19 protein-coding genes and 1 rRNA gene are annotated in these 26,940 nt (G+C 45.1%); 14 read left to right on the forward strand and 6 right to left on the reverse strand.

Annotation, left to right across the window (positions count from 1 at the left end; all coding sequences use genetic code 11):
• The first annotated feature begins 70 nt into the window (after positions 1 to 70).
• Positions 71 to 183: ribosomal RNA gene (gene rrf / locus KSW37_RS11690) — 5S ribosomal RNA — on the forward strand.
• A gap of 194 nt (positions 184 to 377) precedes the next feature.
• Here the strand turns inward: rrf and rnr are convergent.
• Entirely contained in the window at positions 378 to 2,675 is a 2,298-nt protein-coding gene (gene rnr, locus KSW37_RS11695) for a ribonuclease R (RefSeq protein WP_217314581.1), read from the reverse strand.
• Positions 2,676 to 3,007: 332 nt separating this feature from the next.
• On the opposite strand from rnr, the gene KSW37_RS11700 reads away from it, so the two are divergent.
• Positions 3,008 to 4,723, forward strand: a complete 1,716-nt coding sequence (locus tag KSW37_RS11700) for a Na/Pi cotransporter family protein (protein WP_117728837.1) — start codon at positions 3,008 to 3,010, stop codon at positions 4,721 to 4,723.
• Positions 4,724 to 4,829: 106 nt separating this feature from the next.
• Here the strand turns inward: KSW37_RS11700 and KSW37_RS11705 are convergent, their stop codons facing one another.
• Positions 4,830 to 5,528 carry an SIR2 family NAD-dependent protein deacylase gene (locus tag KSW37_RS11705; RefSeq protein ID WP_217314582.1) on the reverse strand — a complete coding sequence of 233 codons (699 nt, stop codon included), beginning with the start codon at positions 5,526 to 5,528 and terminating at the stop codon, positions 4,830 to 4,832.
• Positions 5,529 to 5,702: 174 nt separating this feature from the next.
• Here KSW37_RS11705 and KSW37_RS11710 point away from each other — a divergent pair, with 174 nt between their 5' ends.
• The 7 genes from KSW37_RS11710 to KSW37_RS11740 all read left to right on the forward strand — a co-directional run bounded on the left by KSW37_RS11710 (position 5,703) and on the right by KSW37_RS11740 (position 14,592).
• The gene (locus tag KSW37_RS11710; protein WP_006848156.1) at positions 5,703 to 6,305 is read left to right on the forward strand and encodes an FKBP-type peptidyl-prolyl cis-trans isomerase; all 603 of its coding nucleotides are present in this window, start codon (positions 5,703 to 5,705) and stop codon (positions 6,303 to 6,305) included.
• 84 nt (positions 6,306 to 6,389) lie between these two features.
• Positions 6,390 to 7,265, forward strand: a complete 876-nt coding sequence (locus tag KSW37_RS11715; protein ID WP_006848155.1) for an FKBP-type peptidyl-prolyl cis-trans isomerase — start codon at positions 6,390 to 6,392, stop codon at positions 7,263 to 7,265.
• A 39-nt stretch (positions 7,266 to 7,304) separates the two neighbouring features.
• A complete protein-coding gene (locus KSW37_RS11720; protein ID WP_217314583.1) occupies positions 7,305 to 8,270 on the forward strand; it encodes an FKBP-type peptidyl-prolyl cis-trans isomerase in 966 nt (321 codons plus the stop codon).
• Positions 8,271 to 8,628: 358 nt separating this feature from the next.
• Positions 8,629 to 11,007: a glycoside hydrolase family 3 C-terminal domain-containing protein gene (locus tag KSW37_RS11725; RefSeq protein WP_254368642.1), complete on the forward strand. Its 2,379-nt coding sequence runs from the start codon at positions 8,629 to 8,631 to the stop codon at positions 11,005 to 11,007.
• 190 nt (positions 11,008 to 11,197) lie between these two features.
• Positions 11,198 to 11,665, forward strand: coding sequence for an Lrp/AsnC family transcriptional regulator (locus KSW37_RS11730; protein ID WP_006848151.1), 468 nt, complete (start codon positions 11,198 to 11,200; stop codon positions 11,663 to 11,665).
• 68 nt (positions 11,666 to 11,733) lie between these two features.
• Positions 11,734 to 13,482 (forward strand): membrane dipeptidase, encoded by a 1,749-nt coding sequence (locus KSW37_RS11735; protein ID WP_217314584.1) that lies wholly within the window; start codon positions 11,734 to 11,736, stop codon positions 13,480 to 13,482.
• A gap of 81 nt (positions 13,483 to 13,563) precedes the next feature.
• A complete protein-coding gene (locus KSW37_RS11740; RefSeq protein ID WP_117728822.1) occupies positions 13,564 to 14,592 on the forward strand; it encodes a M28 family peptidase in 1,029 nt (342 codons plus the stop codon).
• Positions 14,593 to 14,878: 286 nt separating this feature from the next.
• On the opposite strand, the gene KSW37_RS11745 is transcribed toward KSW37_RS11740, so the two are convergent.
• Complete coding sequence (locus KSW37_RS11745) at positions 14,879 to 15,517, reverse strand: DUF4294 domain-containing protein (RefSeq protein ID WP_117587705.1); 639 nt, start codon at positions 15,515 to 15,517, stop codon at positions 14,879 to 14,881.
• 210 nt (positions 15,518 to 15,727) lie between these two features.
• Here KSW37_RS11745 and KSW37_RS11750 point away from each other — a divergent pair, with 210 nt between their 5' ends.
• On the forward strand, positions 15,728 to 17,827 hold the full coding sequence (locus KSW37_RS11750; RefSeq protein ID WP_217314585.1) for a helix-hairpin-helix domain-containing protein: 2,100 nt from the start codon (positions 15,728 to 15,730) through the stop codon (positions 17,825 to 17,827).
• Positions 17,828 to 17,942: 115 nt separating this feature from the next.
• Entirely contained in the window at positions 17,943 to 18,872 is a 930-nt protein-coding gene (locus KSW37_RS11755) for a glycosyltransferase family 2 protein (protein WP_217314586.1), read from the forward strand.
• A 121-nt stretch (positions 18,873 to 18,993) separates the two neighbouring features.
• Here KSW37_RS11755 and KSW37_RS11760 read toward each other — a convergent pair whose 3' ends face one another.
• Positions 18,994 to 20,700, reverse strand: a complete 1,707-nt coding sequence (locus tag KSW37_RS11760; RefSeq protein WP_217314587.1) for an ArnT family glycosyltransferase — start codon at positions 20,698 to 20,700, stop codon at positions 18,994 to 18,996.
• A 141-nt stretch (positions 20,701 to 20,841) separates the two neighbouring features.
• On the opposite strand from KSW37_RS11760, the gene KSW37_RS11765 reads away from it, so the two are divergent.
• Together KSW37_RS11765 and KSW37_RS11770 are read left to right on the forward strand one after the other, a co-directional pair.
• Positions 20,842 to 22,803 (forward strand): LTA synthase family protein, encoded by a 1,962-nt coding sequence (locus KSW37_RS11765; RefSeq protein WP_217314588.1) that lies wholly within the window; start codon positions 20,842 to 20,844, stop codon positions 22,801 to 22,803.
• A 458-nt stretch (positions 22,804 to 23,261) separates the two neighbouring features.
• Positions 23,262 to 23,816, forward strand: a complete 555-nt coding sequence (locus tag KSW37_RS11770) for a hypothetical protein (RefSeq protein ID WP_254368643.1) — start codon at positions 23,262 to 23,264, stop codon at positions 23,814 to 23,816.
• Between the two features lie 76 nt (positions 23,817 to 23,892).
• Here KSW37_RS11770 and KSW37_RS11775 read toward each other — a convergent pair whose 3' ends face one another.
• Together KSW37_RS11775 and KSW37_RS11780 are read right to left on the reverse strand one after the other, a co-directional pair.
• Positions 23,893 to 24,099, reverse strand: coding sequence for a hypothetical protein (locus KSW37_RS11775; protein ID WP_217314589.1), 207 nt, complete (start codon positions 24,097 to 24,099; stop codon positions 23,893 to 23,895).
• 64 nt (positions 24,100 to 24,163) lie between these two features.
• A complete protein-coding gene (locus KSW37_RS11780; RefSeq protein ID WP_118064701.1) occupies positions 24,164 to 25,150 on the reverse strand; it encodes a glycosyl transferase family 90 in 987 nt (328 codons plus the stop codon).
• Positions 25,151 to 25,366: 216 nt separating this feature from the next.
• Between KSW37_RS11780 and KSW37_RS11785 the strand changes: the two genes are divergently transcribed.
• A partial coding sequence (locus tag KSW37_RS11785; protein WP_217743477.1) for an RNA-binding domain-containing protein occupies positions 25,367 to 26,940 on the forward strand: 1,574 nt, incomplete at its 3' end.

Genomic DNA, 26,940 nt, shown 5'->3' on the forward strand with positions numbered 1-26,940 from the left:
AATCGAGAGGAACGGTGGTTCTTTACTTGATAAACAGTTTGCTTGTGTGCAAATACGTCATAACCCATTATCAGGTGGTTATTGCGGTGAGGTCCCACCTCTTCCCATTCCGAACAGAGAAGTTAAGCTCACTTGCGCCGATGGTACTGCAATGCAATGCGGGAGAGTAGGTAGCCGCCTCCTTTTATCAAGAGCCTCAGATTTCGAAAGATTTCTGAGGCTTTTTTGTTTTCATGCAGTTCTGCTTTCTTATCGCAGCTTTATACCACAGATTACGCGGCTCCTTTTATCTTTTTACCTATTCGGTCCTGGATTTTGTAAATGTGTATAGATTCAAAATAAAAAAGGCTGACCAATAAGGTCAGCCCAATTTGATATTATTTGTTTTTATGGTGATTACGCGTCTTTTGCTTAGACTTCTTCGCTTTGCTGGAAGAAGTATTAGCTGTAGGCTTTTCCTTGCGTACAGGAGCTGAATCGCCGGCTAGGGCGAAATCTAGTTGCTTCTTTTCCAGGTTGGCTTGCGCCACTTTTATGCGGATAGCATCACCTAATTGATATTTATTATGGTGACGACGACCAATCAAACAGAAGTTCTTTTCGTCGAAGTCGTAATAATCGTCAGCGATGTCGCGCATCGGAATCATTCCTTCACAATGGTTTTCGTCTATGGTAGCATAAATTCCGTAAGAAGTAATACCACTTATGTGGGCATCGAATTCTTCGCCGAGTTTATCTCCCATGAATTCTACCATCTTATATTTGATACTGTCTCGTTCTGCATTCTGTGCAATCTGTTCCATTTCAGAGCAATGCTCACAGAGTTCTTCGTAATGTTTCTCGTTGGCACTTCTGCCGCCATCTGCGTACTTGGTAAGCAAGCGATGAACCATCGTATCCGGATAACGGCGGATAGGTGAGGTGAAGTGGGTATAGTATTCGAAAGCCAGTCCAAAGTGTCCGATGTTGTGAACAGAGTACTTTGCTTTCATCATAGCACGGAGTGCAACCATCTGGATGAGATTATTCTCTGGTTTTCCTTCGCAATCAGACATCAACTTGTTGAGACTTCTTGCTGTAGCGCCCTTCGTACCCTCTGTTTTCATCTTATAACCAAACTTCACAACGAATTCACGCAAGGTTTCCAACTTCTGTGGGTCCGGATTGTCATGAATACGATAAGGAAGCGTCTTTGGCTTCTTTCCTTTCTTTACCTTTCCGATACTTTCAGCCACCGTACGGTTGGCGAGAAGCATGAATTCCTCTACGAGTTTATTGGCATCCTTAGAGCGCTTGTAGTAGCAGCTTACTGGTTTACCCTTTTCGTCAACATCGAAATGTAACTCTTCGCGGTCGAACTTAACAGCACCATTCTTAAATCTTGCGGCACGAAGTTTCTTTGCCAGTCTGTCAAGCGTAATGAGCTGAAGTGCGTTTTCTCCTTGATAAGGATGTTCCTTTGTTTCTGCTGGAGCAGGTTCGCCAGTACCATCAACCACACCATTTGCTTCAAGGAGTTCTTGTACCTCTTCATATTTATATCTGCGGTCGCTCTCTATGACGGTATGAACGATGCGATAGTTCTTGACTTCGGCATTGCTGTCGAGTTCGAAGATGACGCTGTACGCAAGTTTTTCCTCATTAGGACGAAGCGAGCAGATAAAGTTACAGAGACGCTCTGGGAGCATCGGAATGGTGCGATCTACAAGATATACAGATGTTGCACGTTTCACGGCTTCCTTGTCGATGATACTGCCCTCTGTGACGTAATGTGACACATCTGCGATATGAACACCTACCTGCCAGTTTCCATTCTCCAATCTCTGAATACTGAGGGCATCATCAAAGTCCTTGGCATCCTTCGGGTCGATGGTGCAGGTGAATACCTTTCGGAAGTCCTCTCGTTCTTTGTAATCCTGTTCTGTGATTTCGCCCGAAATCTTATTGGCAGCATCTTCTACATTCTTTGGATACTTATAAGGTAATCCATATTGAGCAAGGATAGAATTCATCTCAACATCATTATCACCCATCTGACCAAGAATATCAACAACCTCGCCAATAGGACTCTTGTTTTCTCCATCCGGCCACTCGATAATCCGGACTACTGCCTTGTCATCGGTCTTTCCTCCCTTCACTTTTCTTCTAGGAATGATGATGTTGTGAGCAAAGACATCGCCAGGTGTCACGAGGTAAGCCAGATCTTTATCCACTTTCAGACGCCCTACGAAGGTATCTTTAGCACGTTCAAGGATTTTGTTGACCTGTGCCTCCTTGATGTGGTTCTTACGGCGAGCGAGGAAGGTGAATTCCACCCTGTCGCCATTAAGTGCTCCCATCGAATTACGTTCAGAAACGAAAATAGGCTTCTCGCTATCATCAGGGATAACAGAGTTTTTGCCATTTGCCTTTCTAACGAATTTACCTTCCATCACCTGTATGCTTTGATTCAGGCGATAAGAATTATCACTTACCTTAGCCAGGTAGTCATCCCATGCCATTTCCTCCATAATGTCAATCGCCAGCATCTTGAGCGGATGCGTCGTGAGACGGAGGGAACGGAATATCTCTTTAAAGCTGAGCGTTTCGCCCGGTCTTTCGGCAAAGAATTCCTGCAGCATCTCAGTGAGTTGCGCTTTATTCATTCTTTTGCCACCTTTTTTACCTTTTCCCATAAATTATGACTATTATTAGTTTTATAAGGCAAAGAAACAAAAAAAAAAGGAGAAAACAAAGTTTCTTGGCATCTTTTTTCGTTTTTTATTAAATATGAGGCAAAACAGACCATAATATGTCTTCATTTTTCGTATTTCAGAGCAGAATATAGCTTATTGATTCTTTTTATCTGTTCGTAAATGTAGTTCTTCCAAAATTGTGTTTAGGGGGTCTTGGATGTTACAATACTGTTACAACTTGAAATATCGGTAACAAATATTTCGTAATAACGGAAATTCTTATTATATTTGCAACCGAAACGTAACAAACATTTCCACAAATACAAATGAATATGGATACAAGTCAATATCTTGTGATTTTTTTTCAGATTCTCGGTTCTTTAGCTTTGCTCATCTATGGTATGAAGGTGATGAGTGAGGCCTTGCAGAAGATGGCAGGATCTCAGTTGCGCCACATTTTGGGTGCTATGACAACCAACCGATTTACGGGAATGCTTACAGGTACCTTTATTACCTGTGCCGTTCAGAGCTCCTCTGCAACTACCGTTATGACGGTTTCTTTTGTAAATGCAGGTTTGCTGACCTTAGCCCAAGCAATTTCCGTTATTATGGGTGCCAACATTGGTACTACGTTTACGGCATGGATTATGTCGTTGGGTTATAATGTAGATTTAACGATTGTCGTATTCCCTGCGTTCTTCCTCGGCATCATGCTGATTTATAGTAAGAAGCGCCGTTATTTCGGAGATTTCCTTTTTGGTATCGCCTTCCTCTTCTTCTCGCTCGTTCTGTTGAGTAGTGCGGGTAAGGCTCTCGATCTGGAACATAATCCGGCGGTTATCGATTTCTTTGGTTCTTTTGATACAAAGAGTCATTTCACGATTGTAGTCTTCCTCCTGATTGGTACACTTATAACCTGTATCGTACAGAGTTCGGCGGCTGTGATGGCTATAACTATCTTACTCTGTTCTACAGGCGTACTCCCTATCTATCTGGGTATTGCCTTGGTGATGGGTGAGAATATCGGAACTACCGCTACAGCCAATCTTGCCGCTTTGGGTGCCAATGCCCAGGCTCGTCGTGCAGCTCTGGCTCATCTGGTATTCAATGTCTTTGGTGTAATCTGGGTTCTCTGCCTGTTCTATCCATTTGTAGATTTCGTTTGCTCTATCGTGGGGTATGATCCTAATGGTGGTATGTCTGCGGCACAGAAGGCAAAGTTGTTGCCAATTGTCCTGGCGATGTTCCATACCTGTTTCAATGTTTGCAACACGGGCGTTCTGATTTGGTTTATCCCACAGTTGGAAAAAGTTGTCTGCAAACTTATCAAGCCTAAGGCAGATAAGGAGGATGAAGATTTCCGTTTGCGCTTTATCCAGGCTGGCATCATGAAGACACCAGAACTTTCTGTCTTCGAGGCACAGCAGGAAATCGGCAGTTTCGGCGAGCGTATCCACCGTATGTTTGGTATGGTGAGAGAATTGCTGGAAACTCAGGATTCCAAGACTTTCGACAAGCTCTATGAGCGTATTGAGAAGTATGAGGGTATTTCTGATAATATGGAGATTGAGATTGCCAAGTATCTTGATCAGGTGAGTGATGCTCATCTGAGTGATGATACCAAGGCGAAGATCCGTGCGATGTTGCGTGAGATTTCCGAGATTGAGAGTATTGGTGACAGTTGCTTCAATCTTGCCCGCACCATTAAGCGCAAGGGTGAAAACAAGGAGGAGTTTACTGCCAAGCAGAGTGAAAACATTCATCAGATGTTTAAGTTGGTAGATGAGGCGCTGACTCAGATGAACTATATGTTTGCTCATGAACGCCATTCTATCAATCTCAACCATACGTACAATATCGAGACTGAGATTAATAATTATCGTACTCAGTTGAGAAACCAGAACCTGGATGATGTGGATAACCATCTTTATACCTATGGTGTAGGTACATTGTATATGGATATCATTCAGGAATGCGAAAAACTGGGTGATTATGTGGTTAATGTCGCCGAGGCTCGCATGGGCGTCAGAACATCTGAGGCTGTGTAATGCAGAATGTTATTGATAGAAAGAAATTAAAGTAATAAAAGCAAACGGGGAAGTATCAATGGATGCTTCCCCGTTTGCTTTTATTGTTTAGGTATTCTGAATGTTTTTATTTTTCCAATATTTCCTTCAGTTCCTTCATACCATCTGAAGCCCCTTTCATGATGTGCTCTATCTTGTAATATCCATTGGTGTTTACGGCACCCGGGTCTATCAGATAGATAGGAATGTGAGGCTTGGTATATGAAATTAGACCTGCAGCAGGATAAACGTTGAGTGAGGTTCCGATAATGACGAAGATATCGGCTTGCTGTACAGCTTCGGCTGCCGGCTCAATCATAGGAACGCTTTCGCCGAAGAAAACGATAAATGGGCGCAACAGGCTTCCGTCTCCAGCTTCGGTTCCCGGCTTTACCTCGCAATCATCCTCGGGTAATTCCTTGATGTAGCGATAGTCGTAAGGGTCGCGTGATGAGCAAACCTTTGACAGTTCGCCATGCAGATGGATTACATTCTTGGAACCTGCCTTCTCATGCAGATTATCTACATTCTGGGTGATTACCGTCACATCGAAGTCTTTTTCCAGTTCCTTGATAAGTTTATGCCCCTCGTTAGGTTGCGCAGCATAGAGTTTATGGCGCAACATATTGTAGAAGTTTGTTACTAGGGTAGGGTCAGTTTCCCATCCCTCATGGGTAGCTATCTGTTCTACAGGATAGTTTTCCCATAATCCATCATTGCCACGGAAAGTTTTGAAACCACTCTCCACAGACATGCCTGCACCGGTTAAAAATACGAGTTTCTTCATCTTATCACGTTTTAATTATTCATATTTTCTTAATCTTTATATTAAGAATGCACAAATTTAGCAATTTTTCTGCAAATAACATCGTTTTAAGCGAGAAAAATGTTATCTTTGCACTCGTTTTAAGGACAAAAAGTACATTTTAAGATTATTAATACATTTTTATAAATAGATTTTATGGATAAAGTAAGTTATGCTTTGGGCATCGGCATCGGTCGCCAGTTGGCTTCAATGGGTGCAGAGAGTTTGAATATTGATGATTTTGCACAGGCCGTAAAGGATGCCATCGCAGGTAAGCTTCAGCTCGGCGAGCAGGAGGCTCAGGAGTTGGTACAGAACTTCTTTGCAGAGCAGGAGGCTAAGGCTCAGGCTGCTGCTGCCGAGAAGGGCAAGGTTGCTAAGGAAGCTGGTGAGAAGTTCCTCGCCGAAAACGGCAAGAAGGATGGTATCATCACTACTAAGAGCGGTTTGCAGTATCAGGTTTTGCGTGAAGGTAATGGCAAGGCTCCTAAGGCTACCGATCAGGTTGAGTGCCACTATGAGGGAACGCTTATCGACGGTACTAAGTTTGACAGTTCTTACGACCGTGGTCAGACTGCTACCTTCCCATTGAACCAGGTTATCGCTGGTTGGACAGAGGGTCTTCAGCTCATGACCGAGGGTGCCAAGTTCCGTTTCTTCATCCCTTATCAGTTGGGTTATGGTGAGCGTGGTGCAGGTGCATCTATCCCTCCATTCTCAGCATTGATTTTCGATGTAGAGCTCGTTGCCGTTAAGTAATCGTTAGTAGATATATTTAAACGAAGTAAAGGCAATCCTGGAATATAATAGATAAAAATAAAGATTTAAAATATAAATAAGGAAATGAAAAAGTTATTTTTCGGAGCCCTCGTGGCTTGTGCTGCTGCTACATTCGTAGGTTGTGGCAATTCTACTCCTAAGGCAGATCTCAAGACTGATGTAGATACTATGAGCTATGCTATGGGTATGTCTCAGACTCAGGGTCTGAAGGAGTTTATGGTAGAGCGCATGGGCGTTGATACTGCTTACATGGATGATTTCATCAAGGGTCTTAACGATGGTGCCAACGCTGGTGACGACAAGAAGAAGGCTGCTTACTACGCAGGTATTCAGATTGGTCAGCAGATCTCTAACCAGATGGTTAAGGGTATCAACCATGAGGTATTCGGTGAGGATTCTACAAAGTCTATCTCTCTGAAGAACTTCATGGCTGGTTTCATCACAGGTACTACTGGCAAGAAGGGCTTGATGACTGTTGAGCAGGCTGCTCAGATAGCTCAGGCTAAGATGATGGCTATCAAGGCTAAGAACATGGAGAAGGAATATGGTCCTAACAAGGTTGCTGGTGAGAAGTTCCTCGCTGCCAACAAGAAGAAGCCAGGAGTTGTTACTCTGCCTTCAGGTGTTCAGTACAAGGTAATCAAGGAGGGTAATGGCCCTATGCCAAAGGATACTTCTATGGTTAAGGTTAACTACGAGGGTAAGACAATCGACGGCAAGGTATTCGATTCTTCTTTCAAGCGTGGTCAGGCTGTAGATCTCCGTGCTAACCAGGTTATCAAGGGTTGGACTGAGGCTTTGGTTCACATGCCAGCAGGTTCTGTTTGGGAGGTTTACATTCCTCAGCAGTTGGCTTACGGTGAGCGCGAGCAGGGTCAGATCAAGCCATTCTCTGTATTGATCTTCAAGATTGAGTTGATTTCAGTAGGTGGCAAGTAATTTTTGTGGGAACTCATTTTTTTTATAGAGGACTTATAAATGAAGAAAATATTAATGACAGCACTCGTCCTCGTGGCGGGTGCTTCTTTGTTTACAGCTAGTGCTGCAAGCAAGAAGAAGGTGAAAAAGGCGGCTACTCTTGTTGAGTTGAAATCATCAGCCGATTCTTTGAGTTATGTAGCTGGTATGAATGCCACTCGTGGTCTGATTCCTTATATCCAGCAGAGTTTTCAGGTAGATACTGCCTATATGGAGAATTTCCTTCGTGGTTACAAGGATGCGCTTGCCATGGGTATCAATCCTAAGACCGTAGCTTATTCTGCAGGTATGGAGGTTGCCAAACTGGTAGAGAAGCGTGTATATCCTGGCACAAAGGAAGAGTTGAAGAGCACAGGCGATTCTATCAGCCATGCTATGTTCCAGAATGGTTTTATCGCAGCTTTGGCTAATGATACAACATTCTTTACTACTAAGGCTGCTGCCGATTTCCAGAAGGAAGCTTTGGCTGGTGCCGGTGAGAAGTTCCTTGCCGCTAATGCCAAGAAACCTGGTGTAAAGGTGTTGCCTAGCGGTTTGCAGTATAAGGTGATTACCGAAGGTCATGGCGAGGTGCCTAAGGCTAGCGATGAGGTAGAAGTTATCTACGAGGGTCGTCTGATTGATGGTACCGTTTTTGATGCTACATCCAAGCATGGTGGCAGCAAGACTGACAAGTTCCGTGCCAATGGCTTGATCAAGGGTTGGACAGAGGCGCTTACTCTGATGCCTGTGGGCAGTAAGTGGCAGGTTTATATTCCTTACGAGTTGGCTTACGGCGAGCGTCAGGCTGGTCAGATTCCTCCATACTCTACTTTGGTGTTCGACCTAGAGCTTGTCAGCATCGTAAAGCCTGAGGTTAAGGCTGAGCCTGCTGGCGAGTTGAAGGAAGATGTAGCCGTAGGAGCAGAGAAGAAGGTTGTTAAACCTGCAGCCAAGAAAGTTGCGCATTCAAAGAAGAGAAAGTAATTACTGAATTCATTTCAACAAGTAATTACTACTAAAATATAATAAGGTAAGAGCCAAGGATAGAGTGTTATCTTTGGCTCTTTTGTTTCTTTTACGTTTGTGTTTGTTGCTTTTGCATAAAAAACGGGAAAGCGAATCTGTTAGTTCTCTTATTTGTATTATCTTTGCAGAAGATAAACTGCACTCGGCAAAATATTCAAGCAAGCTTGATATTCTGCGCTCGTTTGCATTATCTTTGCAGAAGATAAACTGCACTCGGCATAATATTCAAGCAAGCTTGATATTCTGCGCTCGTTTGCATTATCTTTGCACATGATAATAAACAACTTCAATAATCATATTTTTAACCTAAAAGATAATGATGAAACAAATTACAACAACCGTATGTGCAACTGTGCTGATGGCTAGTTGCTGTAACATAAACAATACGGAGCAGCAAGTGAACCAACAGGTAGATGAACTCTACAGCAGAATGTCACAGCCAGAGCGTATCGCTCAGTTGAGAAGTGGGTATATGGATGAGCTTTTTGATGCGGAAGGCAATTTGGATACCGTCAAATGCAAGCAGCTCATTCCTTATGGTATTGGACATTTTTCCCAGTACGCCAGTCAGGAATTGGTTGATGCCAATTTCTTGCGAAAGCGTGTGGCTGTTGTACAAGATTGGTTGATACATCATACCCCAAACGGTATCCCTGCTCTTTTTCACGAGGAAGTTCTTTCGGGTATCAATACGCAAGATGCAACAGTCTATCCACAGCAGATAGGTCAGGCTTGCTCATTCAATCCAGAGTTGGCTGAGCTCAAGACTTTGCAGACAGGTACCGCTCTTCGCAAGATGGGTGGCGTATTGTCGCTTTCCCCTATGGTAGACGTCTGCCGTACTCCAAGTTTTAATCGTCTGGAAGAATCATACGGTGAGGATGGCTATCTTTCAGCCGTTATGGGTACTGCTTTTGTCAAGGGTCTTCAGCAGGGCGACCTCAAGAAGGGAGTGGGAGCTTGCTCTAAACACTATCTGGGATATGGTGGTGGCGGTGATGCTGATGAGAAGGAGATGATGGAAGATATCCTTTTGCCTCATGAGACGATGATTCGTCTGGCAGGTAGCAAGGCTTTGATGCCGGGTTATCATGCTGTTCATGGTACCAAGTGCGTGGCAAATAGTGAGATTCTCAATGATATTTTGCGAGATTATCTCGGATTCGATGGAATGGTGGTGAGCGATTATACTGCCATTGACCAGTTGCCGGGACTAGATACTCCTCTTCAGAAAGCTGTGGCTGCTATCAATGGTGGCAATGATGTTGATTTCCCTAGAGGCGAAAACTATCAGTATTTACAGGAAGCCTTGGATAAGGGACTTGTTAAGAAAGAAGTCTTTGAGCGTGCTGTAAAGGATGTTCTGCGTTATAAGATTCGTGCAGGACTGATGGATAAGAATCCATATCTGTATAGTACGGAGGATGTAAAGCTTGATACTAAGGAAGAACGGCAGACGGCTTACGATATTGCCAGCCAGTCTATCGTCTTGTTGGAGAATAATGGTGTTTTGCCTCTTGTGAAGGAGGCTGATGTTAACAGCGCCAAGCAGGTTAAGAATATCTTGCTCACGGGTCCTAATGCCAATTCTATCTGGGCGATGTGTGGCGACTACTCTTTCCCTTCAATGTTCTATTTCTGGCAGAGTTGGAAGAAAAAGTGGGATGATAGCCACTTGCCACATATCGTTAAATTGCTAGAGGCAATGCAGGCAAGTAAACCTGAGGGTATTAATATTAAGTATTCTCGTGGTTGCGACTGGACAGAGGAAATCGAGACCAAGTTTGAAGAGTCTGGCGATAAGCGTGCTTGGGAGTATCAGCTCCTGCATCGCAAGGTTGATTCTGGCGAGAAGGCAGACAAGGCAGAAGCTTTGGCGATGGCAAAGGAAAGCGATGTTATCGTTGCTGCTGTAGGCGAGAATGTGATGCTCTGTGGTGAGAATCGTGAGCGAGATGGTCTCAAGCTTCCTGGTAAGCAAGAGGAATATGTTGAGGAACTCTTGGCTACGGGCAAACCTGTAGTCCTGGTAGTCTTCGGCGGTCGTGCGCAGGTTATCTCCAAGATAGCCAAGCGTTGTGCAGCAGTCATCCAGGCCTGGTATCCTGGTGAAGAGGGTGGTACAGCTGTGGCTGACATTCTTTATGGCAAGATTTCACCATCTGCCAAGCTGAGTGTCAGCTATCCTAATGCTGAGGTTTATGAGCCTATCTGCTATAATTATTCCACCCGTCAGGATGCCCGTGTAGAGTGGCCTTTCGGTTATGGATTGAGCTATACAACCTTTGCCTATAAGAACTTGCAGGCTGTTAAGGAGCTCTCTACGGCTTCAGAGTCGAGCAATATCTACTTTGAGGTTACCAATACGGGTAAGGTTCGTGCCGATGAGATAGCGCAGGTATATCTGTCGCCAACTCAGAGCAACCAGCAGATTCATCCTATCCAGTTGCAGGGCTTTGCCCGCATCTCTCTCAATCCTGGCGAAACCAAGAGAGTATGCATCAAGTTCTATACTGATCAGTTTGGTTATTATTCTCATCAAGGCAATCGTCAATGGAACATAGCTCCTGGAACGTATGAACTGAAGATTGGAGCCTCTTCTCAAGACATCCGTCTTAAGCAGCAGATAGTTTTGACGGGTGATAAAGTGGTGAAACCTTTGCGTGATCATTACTTCTCCGAGGTTATCAGATAAGCGTATGATTTTTCTGCTAAAAGTAGCAAAATGCCAAGGTTTTTGGTTAAAAACAGTATAAAAAACAACTAAATGCACGGATATTGCAAAATATTCGTGCATTTTGTTTGCTGTTTCAATAGATTTTATTAATTTTGCTATCTGGTATAGAAGAGTACCTTATAAATTGAATATTATAAAACAAAACGAAATGGAGAAAATAGACAATCTAGACAGAAAGATTCTCGGCATCCTTTCTAAGAATGCCCGTATTCCTTTCAAGGACGTAGCCGCAGAATGTGGCGTGTCTCGTGCAGCCATCCATCAGCGCGTTCAGCACTTGATGGAGGATGGTTTCATCACCGGTAGCGGTTTTGATGTAAACCCTAAAAGCCTGGGCTATTCTACCTGCACTTATGTAGGCTTGAACTTGGAGCGCGGTAATATGTATAAAAAGGTGGTAGAGCGCTTGCAGAACATTCCTGAAATCGTAGAGTGCCACTTTACAACCGGTTCATACACCATGCTGATTAAGCTTTATGCCCGCGACAACGAGCAGCTCATGGATTTGCTCAACAATAAGCTCCAGGCTATTCCTGGTGTGGTTTCTACCGAAACGCTCATCTCTCTTGAGCAGAGCATCAAGCGTGAGATTCCTGTACTTCTGGATGAAGATTAATAAGAGTCTCCATACTTGAGTACGATTTTTAGAAGATCTTGAATCATTATTTATTGAAAGATAAACAAATGGAAACATTTGACTTAGAGTCGCATTTCCAGGATGCATACTCTAGATTTCCCGAAGCGAAGCATCAGCCTGTAATTGGCCTTACTGCCAATTATGAAGGTATCGATGCTACGCTTCGCGACCGTTATTATAAGCAGGTAATAGCGGCTGGCGGTACGCCGGTCATTATTCCTCCTGTTGCTGATGCTCAGGTCATCGTCAATACCCTGGAGCATCTTGATGGATTGATTCTGACGGGTGGCGGCGACCATAATCCGCTGTGGATGGGCGAAGAGCCTTCTCCCCGTCTTCACAACATCAATCAGGAACGTGATGCTGCCGAACTGATGATTACCCGATTGGCTTTCAACCGCCAGATTCCGATGCTTGGCATCTGCCGGGGCATCCAGACCCTCGCCATTGCGCTGGGCGGAAAGGTGTGTCAGGATATCAAGCAACTGGTAAAACACAGCCAGGATGCCGACCGTACCGAACCTACCCACATCGTAGAAATCAAGAAAGATTCCACCTTATATAATATATATAATAAGGAGAAGATCTTTGTCAACTCGTTCCACCATCAGGCGGTAAGCGAGCCTGGCAAGCATCTGCGCACCATCGCCAAATCTTCTGACCATATTATCGAGGCAGTAGAGAGTAGCGAATATAAGCAGATTCTCGGTGTGCAATGGCATCCGGAATGGCTGGAAGAAGAAGGATTGAAGATTTTCCAATGGCTGGTTAATCAGGCTAACAACTTTTATGCAGCCAAGCAGTTGCATAAGCGCATCCTTACGCTCGATACCCATTGTGATACTCCGATGTTCTTCCCTCAGGGCATCAAGTTTGATCATCGCGATTCCCGCATCCTGGTTGATCTCCATAAGATGACCGATGGTCATCAGGATGCTACCACGATGGTAGCTTACCTGCCACAGCCTCAGATAGGCGAGAGCTTCAGCAGCAAGGTGGCTTTCGATGTAAAGGGACCTGCGCAGTATGCCGACCTCATCTTCGACAAGATAGAAGAGATTGTGAGCAAGAACAGCCAGTATCTCAGCATAGCCCGCACTCCTGCCGATCTTTATAGTGATAAGCGGAAAGGCAGAAAGAGCATTATGCTCGGTATTGAGAACGGCCTCGCCCTGGAGCACGATATCAGTAACGTGAAGCATTTCGCCCAGCGCGGCATCGTTTATATCACGCTCTGCCATAATGGTGATAATGATATCTGCGATAGTGCCCGCGGCTGCAATACCCATAATGGTGTGAGTAGTTTTGGCGAGAAGGTGATTCATGAGATGAACCGCCTGGGCATCATGGTTGATTTGAGTCATGGTGGCGAGAAGAGTTTCTACGATGCACTTGATATCAGCCAGACGCCTATTGTCTGCAGCCATAGCAGCAGCCGTGCGCTCTGCGATGTGCCTCGCAATCTGACCGATGACCAGATGCGTGCCCTCGCTGCAAAGGGCGGTGTGGCTCATACCACGCTCTATCATGGATTCCTGCGTAAAGAGGGTGAAGCCGACATCATGGACGCCATTGCCCATCTTGAGCATGCCATCGATGTGATGGGTATCGACCACGTAGGTCTGGGAACCGACTTTGATGGAGACGGCGGCATCAGAGGTCTCGCCGACTCTTCTGAACTCATCAATTTCACCCTCCAGCTGTTGCGCCGCAAATATAGCGAGCAGGATATTGCCCAAATTTGGGGAGGCAACTGGCTCAGAGTGATGACACAGGTACAGAACTTTGGAAAGTGAAGAGTGAAGAACGAAGAGTGAAGAATCTCATAGATAAAAGGTAATCATAAAGTTCAAATCTGAAAGTTCAAAGTAAATACGATGACGAAGAAAATGAAGATAATTTTAGGCTTGGTAGTTGCTGCCGGAGTGGTAGCTGGAGCTATCAGCTATAAGAATGCCAACACCACGTCGCCGGAAATCCAGGAAGTAGAGGAAGCAGAGAAGCTGAATCCTGTAGGTCCTGCCTTTAATGCCGATTCGGCGTTGGCTTATTGTGCCGCACAATGCGATTTCGGCCCTCGTGTCATGAACAGCGAGGCGCACGACAAGTGTGGCGAATGGATAGTGAGCAAGTTCAAGCAGTTTGGTTGTGAGGTAGAAACCCAGAAGGCTGACCTCAAGGGCTATGATGGTACCATCCTGAAGAATACCAATATCATCGCCCATTACAACCCGAAGGCTGAAACCCGCATCTTGCTCTGTGCCCATTGGGACAGCCGTCCTTGGGCCGACAACGACCCCGACAGCACCAACTGGCGCAAGCCTGTAATGGCAGCCAACGATGGAGCCAGCGGAGTAGCCGTCATGTTGGAGATAGCCCGCCAGCTGCAGGCAGACAAGAAGCTGAATCCTAACATCGGCGTAGATTTCGTATGTTTCGATACAGAAGACTGGGGAACACCTCAGTGGGCTGATGTTCAGGACGATGGCGATACTTGGGCTTTGGGTGCCCAGTACTGGAGCGAGAACAAGCCTGAGGGATATAATCCTCGTTTCGGAATCCTCCTCGATATGGTGGGCGGACAGGGAGCCAAGTTCTACCGTGAGGGCATGTCTATGCAGTATGCGGGTGGCATCGTGAAGAAGGTTTGGGCAGCAGCCCGTCAGGCAGGTTTTGGCTCTTACTTCCCTAAGAGCGATGGCGGAATGATTACTGATGATCATATTCCAGTCAACGAGAAGGCTAAGATTCCTACTGTAGATGTGATTGCTTATTATCCGGACTGTCAGCAAAGCAGTTTCGGTCCTACCTGGCATACCGTGAGCGATGATATGGCTCATTTGGATAAGAATGTGCTTAAGGCGGTTGGCCAGACCATGATTCAGGTGCTTTATACTGAGGAATAGGTCGGCATCTCATTCGAATATAAAAGGAAATGTTCCTAGGAAAAGTTGTTGCTTTTCTTAGGAACATTTCTTTTTTCAGTCTGTTTAAATCTTCGTTCATCGACGTTGAACCGCCGTTCAACGTCTATGAACCGCCGTTCAACGACGCTGAACGGACATTCAACGTCGATGAACGGAGATTTCTTCTGCTTGTATCAACAAAAAAACTTAGGTATAAAAGCAATTCCTATTGATAGGAAATGCTTTTATACCTAAGTATATGAGCTTTCTGAATAAGATGAGCTGGTTAAATCTGCCCCGATTCTACCTGTCTTACCACTCTTTCTGTTAATCTGTCAACGCCGTTCGGGTCGTACTTCTTGTTGAGGCTGGCACCGAAGAGGCTTGCAAATGCCTGATAGAATCCGGCACGGATAGGACCCAGGAAGGCTTGGATAAGATGATAGGATGAGGAATTGCATTCGCGATACACCAGTTTGATGCAGAGTTTACCTTGTGCATAGGTGAGTTTCTTCATTCTCGGGGTATATTCCTGTTTGATACCTTTCTCCACCAGTTTCATGTGTGCGTCCTTTGCCTTCTTGTTAGGCAGCGTTTCCAGATAATCACCCGTTTCGATGATAATCTTTCTTACCTCTTTGGCTATCGGCAGCACCTTCTTGATGTTGTATACCAAACGGTTGTAAGCCATTCGCTCCTTGGCATTCTTGAATACCGGCTGTGGATAAACGTACACGTTGTTCACCTGAACATATTGTACGCTGTCATGATCCAGGAGCACTTTTCCTACCTTCACCATCGGTTCAAAGGTAGGGGCATCCATGTCCACCTCCCTGTCTTCAGGGTTGTCGCCATCGGTCTGCGCCATGGTTTGCAGGGTGATGCAGAAGAGCATCGCCAGTAAAAAGTATATTTTCTGTTTCATGTAAATCTCCTCAAAGTTCTTTGTCCAGCTCCTTTTTTTCGTGGAGCTTCTTCTATATATAAAGAGGTGTAAGCCCCTTTGTGTTACTAATTACGCCGCAAAATTACAGATTATTTCTCAATTTGAGAAAGATTCTTGGCTTTTTCTTTCTCTTTTTCATATTTTAGCAGTAACTTTGTCTTAATTTAATAAACAAAGTGCCTACTACGCATGAAGCATGCTCATTCCATAACATCCCTCTTGTTGAAACTGTTTCTCGTAGGCAGCTCCCAAATCTTCTGTGCCTTATGGGCTCAAGCCCAATCTTTCTCTCTTTCAGAACAGGGCGCCGCGCCTGAAGATTCTCTTTCCGCTTCGCCCCCTTGGCAGCAACTGCTGTCCTACCTTTCTTCATCCGAAGATTTCGAGCATGTAGCCTGGCAGGACTATGAAGAAGATTTGGAGGAGATGGCGCAGCATCCCGTCAATCTGAATACGGCAACGAGAGAAGAACTGGAGCGCATGCCGTTTCTTACCGCATCACAGGTAGAAGACATCCTGTTCTATATCTACCGCTATGGCCAGCTGAAGAGTATGAGCGAGCTTACCCTGATAAGCAGTATCGGCTGGTATCAGCGCCAGCTGATGAGTTGTTTCTTCTATGTGGCCGATGACGGGAGCAAGCCGGCTTTCCCCAGTCTTAAAAACATCGCCCAGTATGGCAAGCACGAAGTGATGGGCATGCTGAAGGTTCCTTTTTATGAGCGCAAGGGCGATGCAAGCGGAACCGACGGTTATCTGGGTTATCCTTACAAGCACGGACTGCGCTACCAGTTTCGCTACGGCAATTCCGTCAAGCTGGGATTCGTTGCTTCTCAGGATGCCGGCGAACCATTCTTCGGAGGCAGGAACACGATGGGTTACGACTTCTATTCCTTCTATCTTCAGGTAAAGAACCTGGGCAGATGGAAGAATATCACCCTGGGCAGATACAGACTGAATGCAGGATTAGGACTGATACTCAATAATGATTTCGGCTTCGGCAAACTCTCAGCCTTAACCTCCTTGGGCAGATCATCTTCCTGCATCATCCGCGGTCATTCCTCCCGTTCTTCAGCTAATTATCTGCAAGGCGCCGCAGCCACCTATACCTTATTAAAAGGACTGGAACTGACCGGTTTTCTTTCTTATCGCCAGATAGATGCTACGCTTTCTGCTGACGGCGGGGGCATCAAGACCATTCTGAAGACCGGTTTGCATCGCACGGTGAATGAGATTGCCAAGCAGAAGATAGCATCCAATACACTTGTGGGAGGCAATATCAGTTACAAGCGTCAGGGCTGGCACATCGGAGGTACAGCCTTTTATACCTCTTTCTCCCTGCCGCTCACGCCCAATAAAAGCCAGCTTTACAAGCGTTTTGCTCCAGAGGGGAATGCCTTCTGGAATGCCAGTATCAGCTATGGTTATATCTCCCATCGCCTCACCCTCTCTGGCGAGACGGCAACTGGCGATTGCGGTTCCATAGCCACGCTCAATGCAGCCTCCTATCTCTGTTCCGACCATTTCACGCTCATGGCTCTCCACAGGTTCTATTCTGCCCGTTACTATTCTCTCTTCAGCAACAGCTTTTCCGAGGGGAGCGATGTGCAGGATGAAAACGGCGTATATCTGGGCTTTACCTGGATTCCTGCCCATCATTGGAGCATCACAGCCTACAGCGATTTCGCCTATTTTGCCTGGCCTAAGTATCAGACCAGGGAGAGCACACAGAGTTGGGATAATCTGGTGAATATTCTCTTCCAGCCCTCAAGAGTGCTGACGGTAGGAGGAAGGTTCCGTTATAAGGATAAGGCGGGAACCACGACTGGCCGTCTGCGTCTCTATGCCACAATATCCCAAAAACGATGGAGCGCCAAAACCAGTTTAGACTATACGATGAGCCAGGCGGAAAGCACGATGACGAATGAGGGCGATGAACTTAGTAAAGGCTATATGGTGAGCGAGCATATAGGATGGGAATGGAAATGGAAGAAGCAGTTGAAAGGAACGTTGAGAGGCTGCCTGGGCTATTTCCATACTTCCGATTTCGCCTCCCGTATCTATGCTTATGAGCCTGGTCTGCTCTATCAGATGAGTTTCGGCAGCTACTACGGCGAGGGCATCCGTTACGCCTTGGTGGCACGCTCAGAGATAGGTTCCCATCTGCTGCTTATCGCCAAATTGGGTACAACCGATTATTTCGACCGCTCTCACATCTCTTCAGGTTTGCAGGAAATCTCCCGCTCTTCGCAAACCGATCTGGAGATACAGGTAAAGTGGAAATGGTAAGAAAGAATGGAGAAAAACGGGAAATATATATCAAGAATAAAAAATATTAAACGTTTTTCTTGTTTAAATAGAAAAAATGAGTTACTTTTGCATCTGAATAAATACTGGCTTACAAATGAAGATATTGATAGTTATCCCTTGTTATAACGAGGAAGAAGTGCTGCCTAAGACCTTAGATGTGCTGGGGGCATTGATCAGAAAGATTAAGAAAGAGACTGATGCCGACACAGAACTGCTGCTTGTCGACGATGGCAGTCGTGACCATACTTGGCAGATGATTTCGGATGCTGCCAAGGAACATGGGTATGTGCATGGCATTAAGCTGTCGCATAACCGAGGCCATCAGAATGCGCTCTGGGCAGGTATGGAAGCTGCGGTAGACCATTGTGATGCGATGGTAAGTATCGATGCCGACCTGCAGGACGATGAGAATGTAATCATCGATATGGTGCGCCAGGTGCAGGAAGACAAGGATATCATCTATGGTGTGCGCAAGGAGCGTAAGACCGATACCTTCTTCAAGCGCTTTACCGCCCAGGCTTTTTATAAGCTGATGCAGAGTGTGGATAAGGAGACGGTTTACAATCATGCCGATTTCCGCATGATGACCAACCGCACCCTAAAGGCGCTGATGCAGTATTCTGAGCGCAATCTCTTCCTTAGAGCCATCGTACGCCAGTTGGGCTTCCGGGAGGGATTCGTCTATTACGACCGAAAGGCTCGTGAGGCTGGTGAGAGCAAGTATCCGTTTACCAAGATGCTGAGTTTCAGCATAGATGGCATCACTTCGTTCTCCGTAGCACCTCTTCGGTTTATCACCTTCCTGGGGCTGGCGATGACTTTGGTGGCAGTCATCATGATTATCTTTGCCTTGGTAGAATATTTCCAGGGCAAGACCATCCAGGGCTGGACCTCCATGCTTGTTTCCATGTGGTTTATTGGAGGCATCATCACCACGGGTGTAGGCATCACGGGTGTTTATATCGGCAAGATTTATACCGAGGTGAAGCGTCGCCCACGATACTTCATAGAAGAAAGAGTATAATCTTATCGAAGAAAGAAAATAAGAAGAATATCAATTTGATAGATACAAAAATAGCATCGGTACTTATAATCCCGATGCTATTTTTGTATCTAATCACTAATAATTAATCACTATTCACTAATCATTTGTTAAGTGCAATATTGGCACTAGTCTTCACGAATCGGTAGAAACCTACCTTGTTGTGCCATTCTACCGTCTTTCTTACTTCCCAAACCTTCTGGAAGGTGTAGTCCTTGCCGAATTTCTCAAGGAAATCAGGCATGTCTTCTTCCGGAATCATCAGCACGCCATCCTGTGGCAATACCTTGTCAAACTGTTGGATCTTATCGCCCAGATAGAAGTTGAGGCTGAAGAAATGCAGCATATCTACCGACATATAAGAATAGAGTTTGCTGGTATCAAACTTCTTCTCGATAACCGGCGCCAGATGCTTATCTGCCTTCGTGTTGAGTACAGACGGCTGCAGACTGGAGTCGAGCATCAGGAAGAGCCCCACGATGGTGGCTAGAGTATATGAAACAATATTGCCTGAATTCTTCTTCTTGAGTGCCCGGAAGATGAGGTAAACTCCCTCCAAAGTGATAACCATAAAGATGCTGCATGGGATGAGCAAATCGTTGTTTTCGAGCGCATGGAGCATGGCGATGTTGTCTATGGCATGCTTGCCGTGGAAGATGCTTTCTGGCACCCATCCTTTTTTTACCACCAGCAGGGCGATATTGAGAATCAGGGTTATCGCAGCAATCACTCCGGCATAAACCTTCAAGGCTCCCATCTTCTCCTTCATCATCCAAACGATGTATTCGGCGATGAGATAGGCCATGAATGGATAGCATGGCAGCAGATAAACGCTGCGCTTGCTCTTTGGGATGCAGTAGAAGAAGAGTACCAGGAGGAAAGCGAGCCAGGTGAACACCTGCAGCGGAGTAGCCTTCTTCGCATTCTCAAGGAAACGGGTCTTCGAGAACTTCTTCCATGGCAGAATGAAGAGCGAGAACAATAATAATAAGGTGTAAGGCAACCAGCCCGTGATGAGCGTGAGAAGGTTGTACCACGCTGGGTTCTCGTGCGATTCGTATGCCATCTTGCCCATGAATCGGTCGATGTTCTCTTCCTTCACCAGGCGCAGGAATTCGTCGCCGCCTTGCAGATAGGCTGCATAATACCAGCAGAAAGGAATAACGAGCGAGAGCAGGGCGGTTAGAGCCATGCGCCATACGATGCCCCAGAAGTTCTCACGTTGGGTAAGCATGAATACGCCCATCACAAAGCAAGGCAGAATGATGCCCACAGGACCTTTGGTAAGCGTAGCGCCATTCATGCAGAGGATAGCGAGCCAAGGCAACTGGTGCTTTCCTTTCTCCCACCAGCGGTAGAGCAGATACATGGCTCCCACCATAAAGGCGGTGTTCACCATATCTACACGGCAGTTCATACCCGCACGGTGCACCTCGAAGGCGGTGAGCGTGAGGATGGCTGCGATGAGGCTGGTTGGGGCATTCTTGCGCTTGGCATAGAACACGAAACCGCCGATGGTCATCAATACCAGCGATACGGCAGATGGCAGGCGGGAGGTGTACTCATTCACATGGCCGATGAAGAGGCTGAAGAAGGCGATGCACCAGTGGAAGAATGGCGGTTTGTAAGGGATATCACCTCCGTTGTTGATAGGCAGAATCCAGTTGCCATGTTCCAGCATGGTGTAGGCAACCACCGCTTCGCGCGGCTCTCCCTTGGTATTGAAATCTGTGAGTCCGAGGAACGGAATCATCATCACGATAGCCAGGATGATGATGAGCCATAGGGCTTTGTTGTACTTGATGTTCATGTCTTATCGAAGTCTTATTATATGATTTTGGCTGCAAAGTTACATATAATTATTTGTTTATAGACAGAATAAGGCCGGAAATTTTGCTTTTATTGGGATATAATTATTAACTTTGCACCCGATTTCTAAAGTAGAATAAAAATGAAACGATATTTTAAGGCTTTTGGGTATCTCCTTTCGGTGCATGTATTGGCATTGCTGGTGATGACTCTGTTCAGATTGGTAGAATTCATCGCCCTGCATGGCATGATTGTAGATGTAGAGGCGAGTAGGGTAATGGCGTTTGTCAAGGGTGTATGGTTTGACAATGTCATAGCTTGTTATATTTCGGTATTGCCTGTGGCTGTGCTCCTGATAGCAGCCAGCCTGGGGTGGTGTCATCGCCGTTTGCTGCGTGGCATCAACATCTGGTATGCGGCATGGTTTGCCATCGCCTTCATGCCTTCGGCAGCCAATACTCCTTATTTCCAGTATTTCTTCAAGAACATCAATTCCAGCATCTTCGGATGGTTCGGCTATGTGGCCACCACATCGGGCATGCTCTTGCAGGAGTCTTCCTACTGGCTCTATATCGCCCTCTATTTCGTGTTTACGGGGGCGTTTATCTATGCGCTCGTCCGTCTGCGCCGCTACTTCGAGGGGCTTTTCCTTCTGCCTAAGGACAATATGCACCTGATGCTGGTTGTCAGCCGTTTTCTTATTTCTGCTGTGATGATAGGTGCCTGCCTCTTCGGCATCCGTGGCAGAATGGGCTATAATCCTATCAAGGTGAGCCAGGCTTACTATTGCGAGGATTCTTTCCTCAACCAGCTCGGCATCAATCCGGCATTCAATCTCCTTACTTCTGCGCTCGACGATATGCGCAAGGAGAACAAGGAGTTGCATCTCATGCCATACGCTGAGGCTATTACGAATACCCGCCAGTGGCTGGGTATCACGGGAAAGGTGGATAGCACGAATATTCTGAAGCGTGAGGTGGTGAACGATTCCCTGATGATGAAGAGGGGTCAATCTCCTGCGAAGAAGAATCATCCTAACGTGGTGGTGATACTGATGGAGTCGATGTCGGCAAACCTGTTGGCTACTTTCGGCAATCAGCAGCCGCTCACCCCAACGCTCGATTCGCTCTATCATCATTCCCTGGCGTTCACCCACTTTTATAGTGCCGGCATCCATACCAACCATGGCATGACGGCTACGCTCTACAGCTTCCCTGCTCTCATGTTCCGAAACCTGATGAAGGGAACGGTGACTCCACGCCGCAAGGGTATCGCCACGGTGTTGAAGAAGTATGGCTACGAGAACATGTTCTTCATGACTCACGAGGCACAGTATGACAACATGAAGGCTTTCTTCCAGACCAATGGCTACGATGACATCTTCTCTCAGGAGAACTATCCTAAGAGCGAGGTGGTGAACAGCTTTGGTGTGAGCGACCATTTCGAGATGGGCTACGCCCTCAACACCATCAACCAGAAGGCGAAGACGGGTAAGCCTTTCATGGCTACCATCCTCACCGTGAGCAATCATCCGCCATATATCATTCCTGATTTCTTCAAGCCGAAGACCAAGGAGAAGGAAACACAGATTGTGGAGTATGCCGACTGGGCGATAGGCGACTTTCTGAAGAAGGCAAGTCGGGAGCCTTGGTATAAGAACACGATATTCGTGATTCAGGCAGACCATGGCAAGCTGGTGGGTAAGAGCGAGGGCGAGTTGCCGCAGTCTTACAACCATATTCCGCTCATCATCTTTGGTCCGGGTGTTCCGCAGCAGCAGTATGCGGGCTTGGGCATGCAGGTGGATGTGATGCCTACGCTTTTCGGCTTGATGAATCTGAATTATGAGTACGAGGGCTTCGGTGTGGATCTGCTGAAGCAGCAGCGCCCGATGGTATTCTATTCGGCAGATAACCAGATTGTGGCAAGAGATCATCAGCGTTGCTACATCTATAATCCGTCGATGAACCGCAGTTTCTGCTATGATGTGTTGCCGAATGGCAATCTGAAGGAAAACAAGCAGGAGTCTAAGTTCCAGGATTTGAAGAACTATGTGTTCTCGAATATCCAGGCAGCGGAGTATATTGAGCGACATCGGCAATAAAAAAACGATATTATCAGAAGCAGTAATCCCCCACCACGCTTTGGCTGCGTGATGGGGGATTAACTGTTTATATAGTTTTTCTATTCTTCAGGGACTTGAAGTTTATTCTCTGCAAAGTTACAAAATTATACCCAAAGGTATTATACCCTAGGGTATAATTTATGAAACTATATTTTTATCAGACGAAGAATCGCTGTTTCTGCAAAAAAAATGGCTTTAAACAACATTGTTTTAAACAACCTTGTTTAATTTATTTTTTTTGCTATCTTTGCAGAAGATTTGCTGCACTCGGCAATTTGAAAGCCAGCTTTCATTGCGCTCGTTTGCATTTTCTTTGCAGAAGAAAAGTTGTATAGTATAAAATAAGGTAGTAATTATGAGAAAAAGTAAAGAAGCTCCGTAGCATATGGCAATTACAGAGCCATGTATCTTACTGCCTTTATGGAAGCAAAAAACACATGATGGAACAGATGTTCCAGAATGCCAGTTACCCATTCTATCGCTTTGGTGATTTCTTCTATCTGAACAAGATAAGCGAGAAAGACTGGGTGGAGTATATCTGTCAGCGTTTCGAATCTACCGGCAAGCATATTTCTGAAGAGCTGGCTCGAGAAATCTGTCAGGTAACAGATAGGTATTCCTCTTATGTACAGCAGTTGGCATGGTTTGTATGGCTGCGTGTACAGGATAATTCAGCTGCCACAGAAGAAGACTTGAAATATGGAATAGACCGGTTGCTGGATGCCTGCGAGCCCTTGTTTATTCAGCAGACCGAAGACCTTTCAGCCTATCAGATGAATTTCCTGCATGCCATCACTAATGGAGTACATACCGGTTTCACCCAGACGGCGATATTGGAAACCTATCGCCTGGGTACTGCTGCCAATGTAACCCGCCTCAAGAAGTCCTTGATGGTGAAAGATCTGATTACAATACCTGCTCCTAAGCATCTGGAAATGAGTGACCCCATTTTGGCGTTGTGGCTCAAGAGAAGAGTGTGGAAGGAATCATAAATGCAAAAAGCCCCTTCTGTATTCCAGGTATATGAAAACTTGGAAGGCTGAAGGGGCTTTCTGATTTTATCTTTTCTTATTTAAAGAACCTGTTGAGCTGTTTGGTGGCTTTGTCAAACTGCTTAGCTGGCAGACGGTAGTTTTTTACTGGATTCATGTGAGCATCATAAACATCCAGGGCACCGTCGGCTGTCTTCTCCAGGATGGTATCGTTGTTGATGATGAAGGCATAGTTCAGATTGCTGCCTACTACATGCCACAGTCTAGGCATCTTATCCATCATTATTCTGCCCATCGAATAATCGGCAGGACCGTTCTTTCATAATTGATAGAATCCTTTCTAGACATTAATCCTTAGATTTTAACAGAGAAAAATACTTATCCAGAACCATCAGCGAGATGATATCCTCACGCTGCTTATCCTTGAATTGCTCTACATATTCGTGAGCGTGGTTGATGATAGCTTGCGCTTCATCAGGATGAGCAGTATAATAGTCCATCTTTTCCTCAAGATCAGAGAAATCAGGCTTTACTTCTATATAATGATAGTCTGGCTTCAGAGTTCCTTCCATAAACCAAGTTTCATAATATGGCTTAGGCATCACGGCGATGGAATTGGAAGACATAATCCATTTCAGATTGCTTGCCACGTCATTTCCCTCCAGCGCCATCACGTATTTGTATTTCAGATGGTCGTAGATGGAAATCTTGTCGCTCTTCCATTCTGGCTTAATCAGATCTATGGTTCCGATATCGAAGCGAGGATTTCCGAAAAACTTCTCTACAAATTGTACACGGATGTCCTTGCAGGCTATTTTCCCTCTGAAGATAGCCTGGTCTTTTTTTTCTGCAAACGAAAGCTTATCCTTCACGAAGATAAAATGGCGTACCTTGTCCATCTTAAGCAATACGGAGTTCTGGTTTTCTCCATGAATTGGGCGGCTTTTTACAATGGTAGGAATATCTTCCACATACGTGATGTCACCAGGGAGGAGATTCCATTTGTTATTGCCGTCAAAACAGCGGGCATATTCCAAAGTATCCAGATAATATACCTTCTGGCGGGTCATCGGCTGTTCTGCAACTTTAACAGCTTTCTTTTCCCATAAATCTTTGTTGAGAAGGATATTATCTTCTGTAAGCTTGTTGTAGTAGTTTACCCGGTTTAGGATATAATCGTAGTCTTTGCGTTTCTTGGCTTTGTCAAGTAAATGCTGCCCCCTCCATATCAAGATGCAGGCAGGTGTATACAGACGAGCGTATTCCTTGATGTAATACCAGGGTTTGCTGTTTTTTCCGCTATGGAATTTATATTTCAATTTTTGAATATTCATAGGATTTCTTTTTGTTTATGAAAACGATGATGATGTTAATGGGTACAAAAATACGAAATATACTTTAATCTTGCAAGAAAATGGATAAAAAAAGCAAGTATCAATGAAGGAAGAAAGATAATCTTTCTAAAATTTGGCGTTTCTGATAGTTTTTCGTATCTTTGCAACCTATGAGATACTAGGAAGGTATCTTGTTAAAGAATATAAAAGAATTGTATGTTAGAAGTACGTGATAGATTAAACTTCGAGGATTATCTGGATTCACTCTTGAATAGCGTAGAGAGTGATGACTTGGAGTTTAAAAGTGCTGCCGGTGGATTTCCTGGTAGCTTTTGGGATACTTACTCAGCCTTCGCCAATAGTGAAGGAGGAGTTATCGTGCTTGGAGTTATAGAAAGAAAAGGTAAGTTCTATATAGATAATCTATCTGATGAACAGATAGAGAAATATACCAAGGACTTTTGGAATAATGTGAATAATCGAGCTACGGTTAGTTGCAACCTGTTAAAAACAGAAGATGTCGTGGTAGAAGATTACAATGGTCACAAACTTATGTTATTCTTTATTCCTCGTGCATCCAGAGAACAGCGTCCTGTTTATAGAACATCCCAGCCCTATAATGGTACTTTTAAGCGCAATCATGAAGGTGATTATAAATGTACGGAGCGAGAAGTGCAGCGTATGTTTTCAGATGCGAATGTTTCTAATCCCGCTGATAGCCGCATTTTGAGAAATTATTCATTGAATGATTTAGATATGGAGTCTGTTGCTCAATATCGACAATTATTTAAGTTAGCAAAGCCAGACCATCCTTGGTCTGTTTTGTCTGATTTTGAATTTCTTAAAAAGATAGGTGCTTATCGTACTGATCGTGGAACGAAAGAAGAAGGTTTTACTGTGGCAGGAGTTTTGATGTTTGGTAAAGAAGATGCCATTACTGATAATGAATGTTGCCCCGACTTCTTTCCTGATTACCAAGAAAAGCTGTCAGATAATCCTGAGATACGATGGACCAATCGTATTTGTCCTGATGGAACTTGGGAGGCAAATTTATTCCAATTCTATCTTCGTGTTCTTCCAAGATTATCAGCGGTCTTGCCAAAACCTTTCATCTTGGAGGGCAATACTCGTCGTGATGAAACTCCTGCGCATGTGGCTGTTCGCGAAGCTCTGGTGAATTTTTGTATTCATACCGATTATTCGGAAAATGCAACAATGGTAGTGCGATTGTATAGCAATAAAATTGTTTTTACTAACCCGGGAACTCTGTTGGTTTCTAAAATGCAATATTATGGAGAAAGTGCTAGCGTATGTCGCAACAAGACTCTTCAAAAGATGTTTATGCTGATTGGCTCTGCCGAAAAAGCGGGAAGTGGAGTTGATAAGATATTGGCAGGTTGGCGATTTGCAAATTGGAGAGCACCTATGTTGAGAACATTAAGTCAGCCTGACTTAGTGGAACTCACAATGATGATGGAGTCGATGATGGATGAAGGAACAAAGGATAGATTGGTTCGGATATTTGGAACAGAAGTTTTTTCTTTGGGACATGAACGCCTGTTGACTCTTAATGCAGCTTGCACAGATGGATATATTACAAATGAGAACTTAAGGGTTGTCCTTAACCAGCATAAGGCAGAAGTCGCCGATTTGTTGAAAGATATGTGTAAGCATAAATTGCTGGTTCAAGAGGGATATGGTAGAGGAACTAAGTATCGGTTGCCTATGACAGTTAAGGTTGCAAGTTCTGGCTCTAAGGTTGCAAGTTCTGGCTCTAAGGTTGCAAGTTC

The organism is Segatella copri (genome assembly GCF_019127135.1).
Classification (GTDB): domain Bacteria; phylum Bacteroidota; class Bacteroidia; order Bacteroidales; family Bacteroidaceae; genus Prevotella.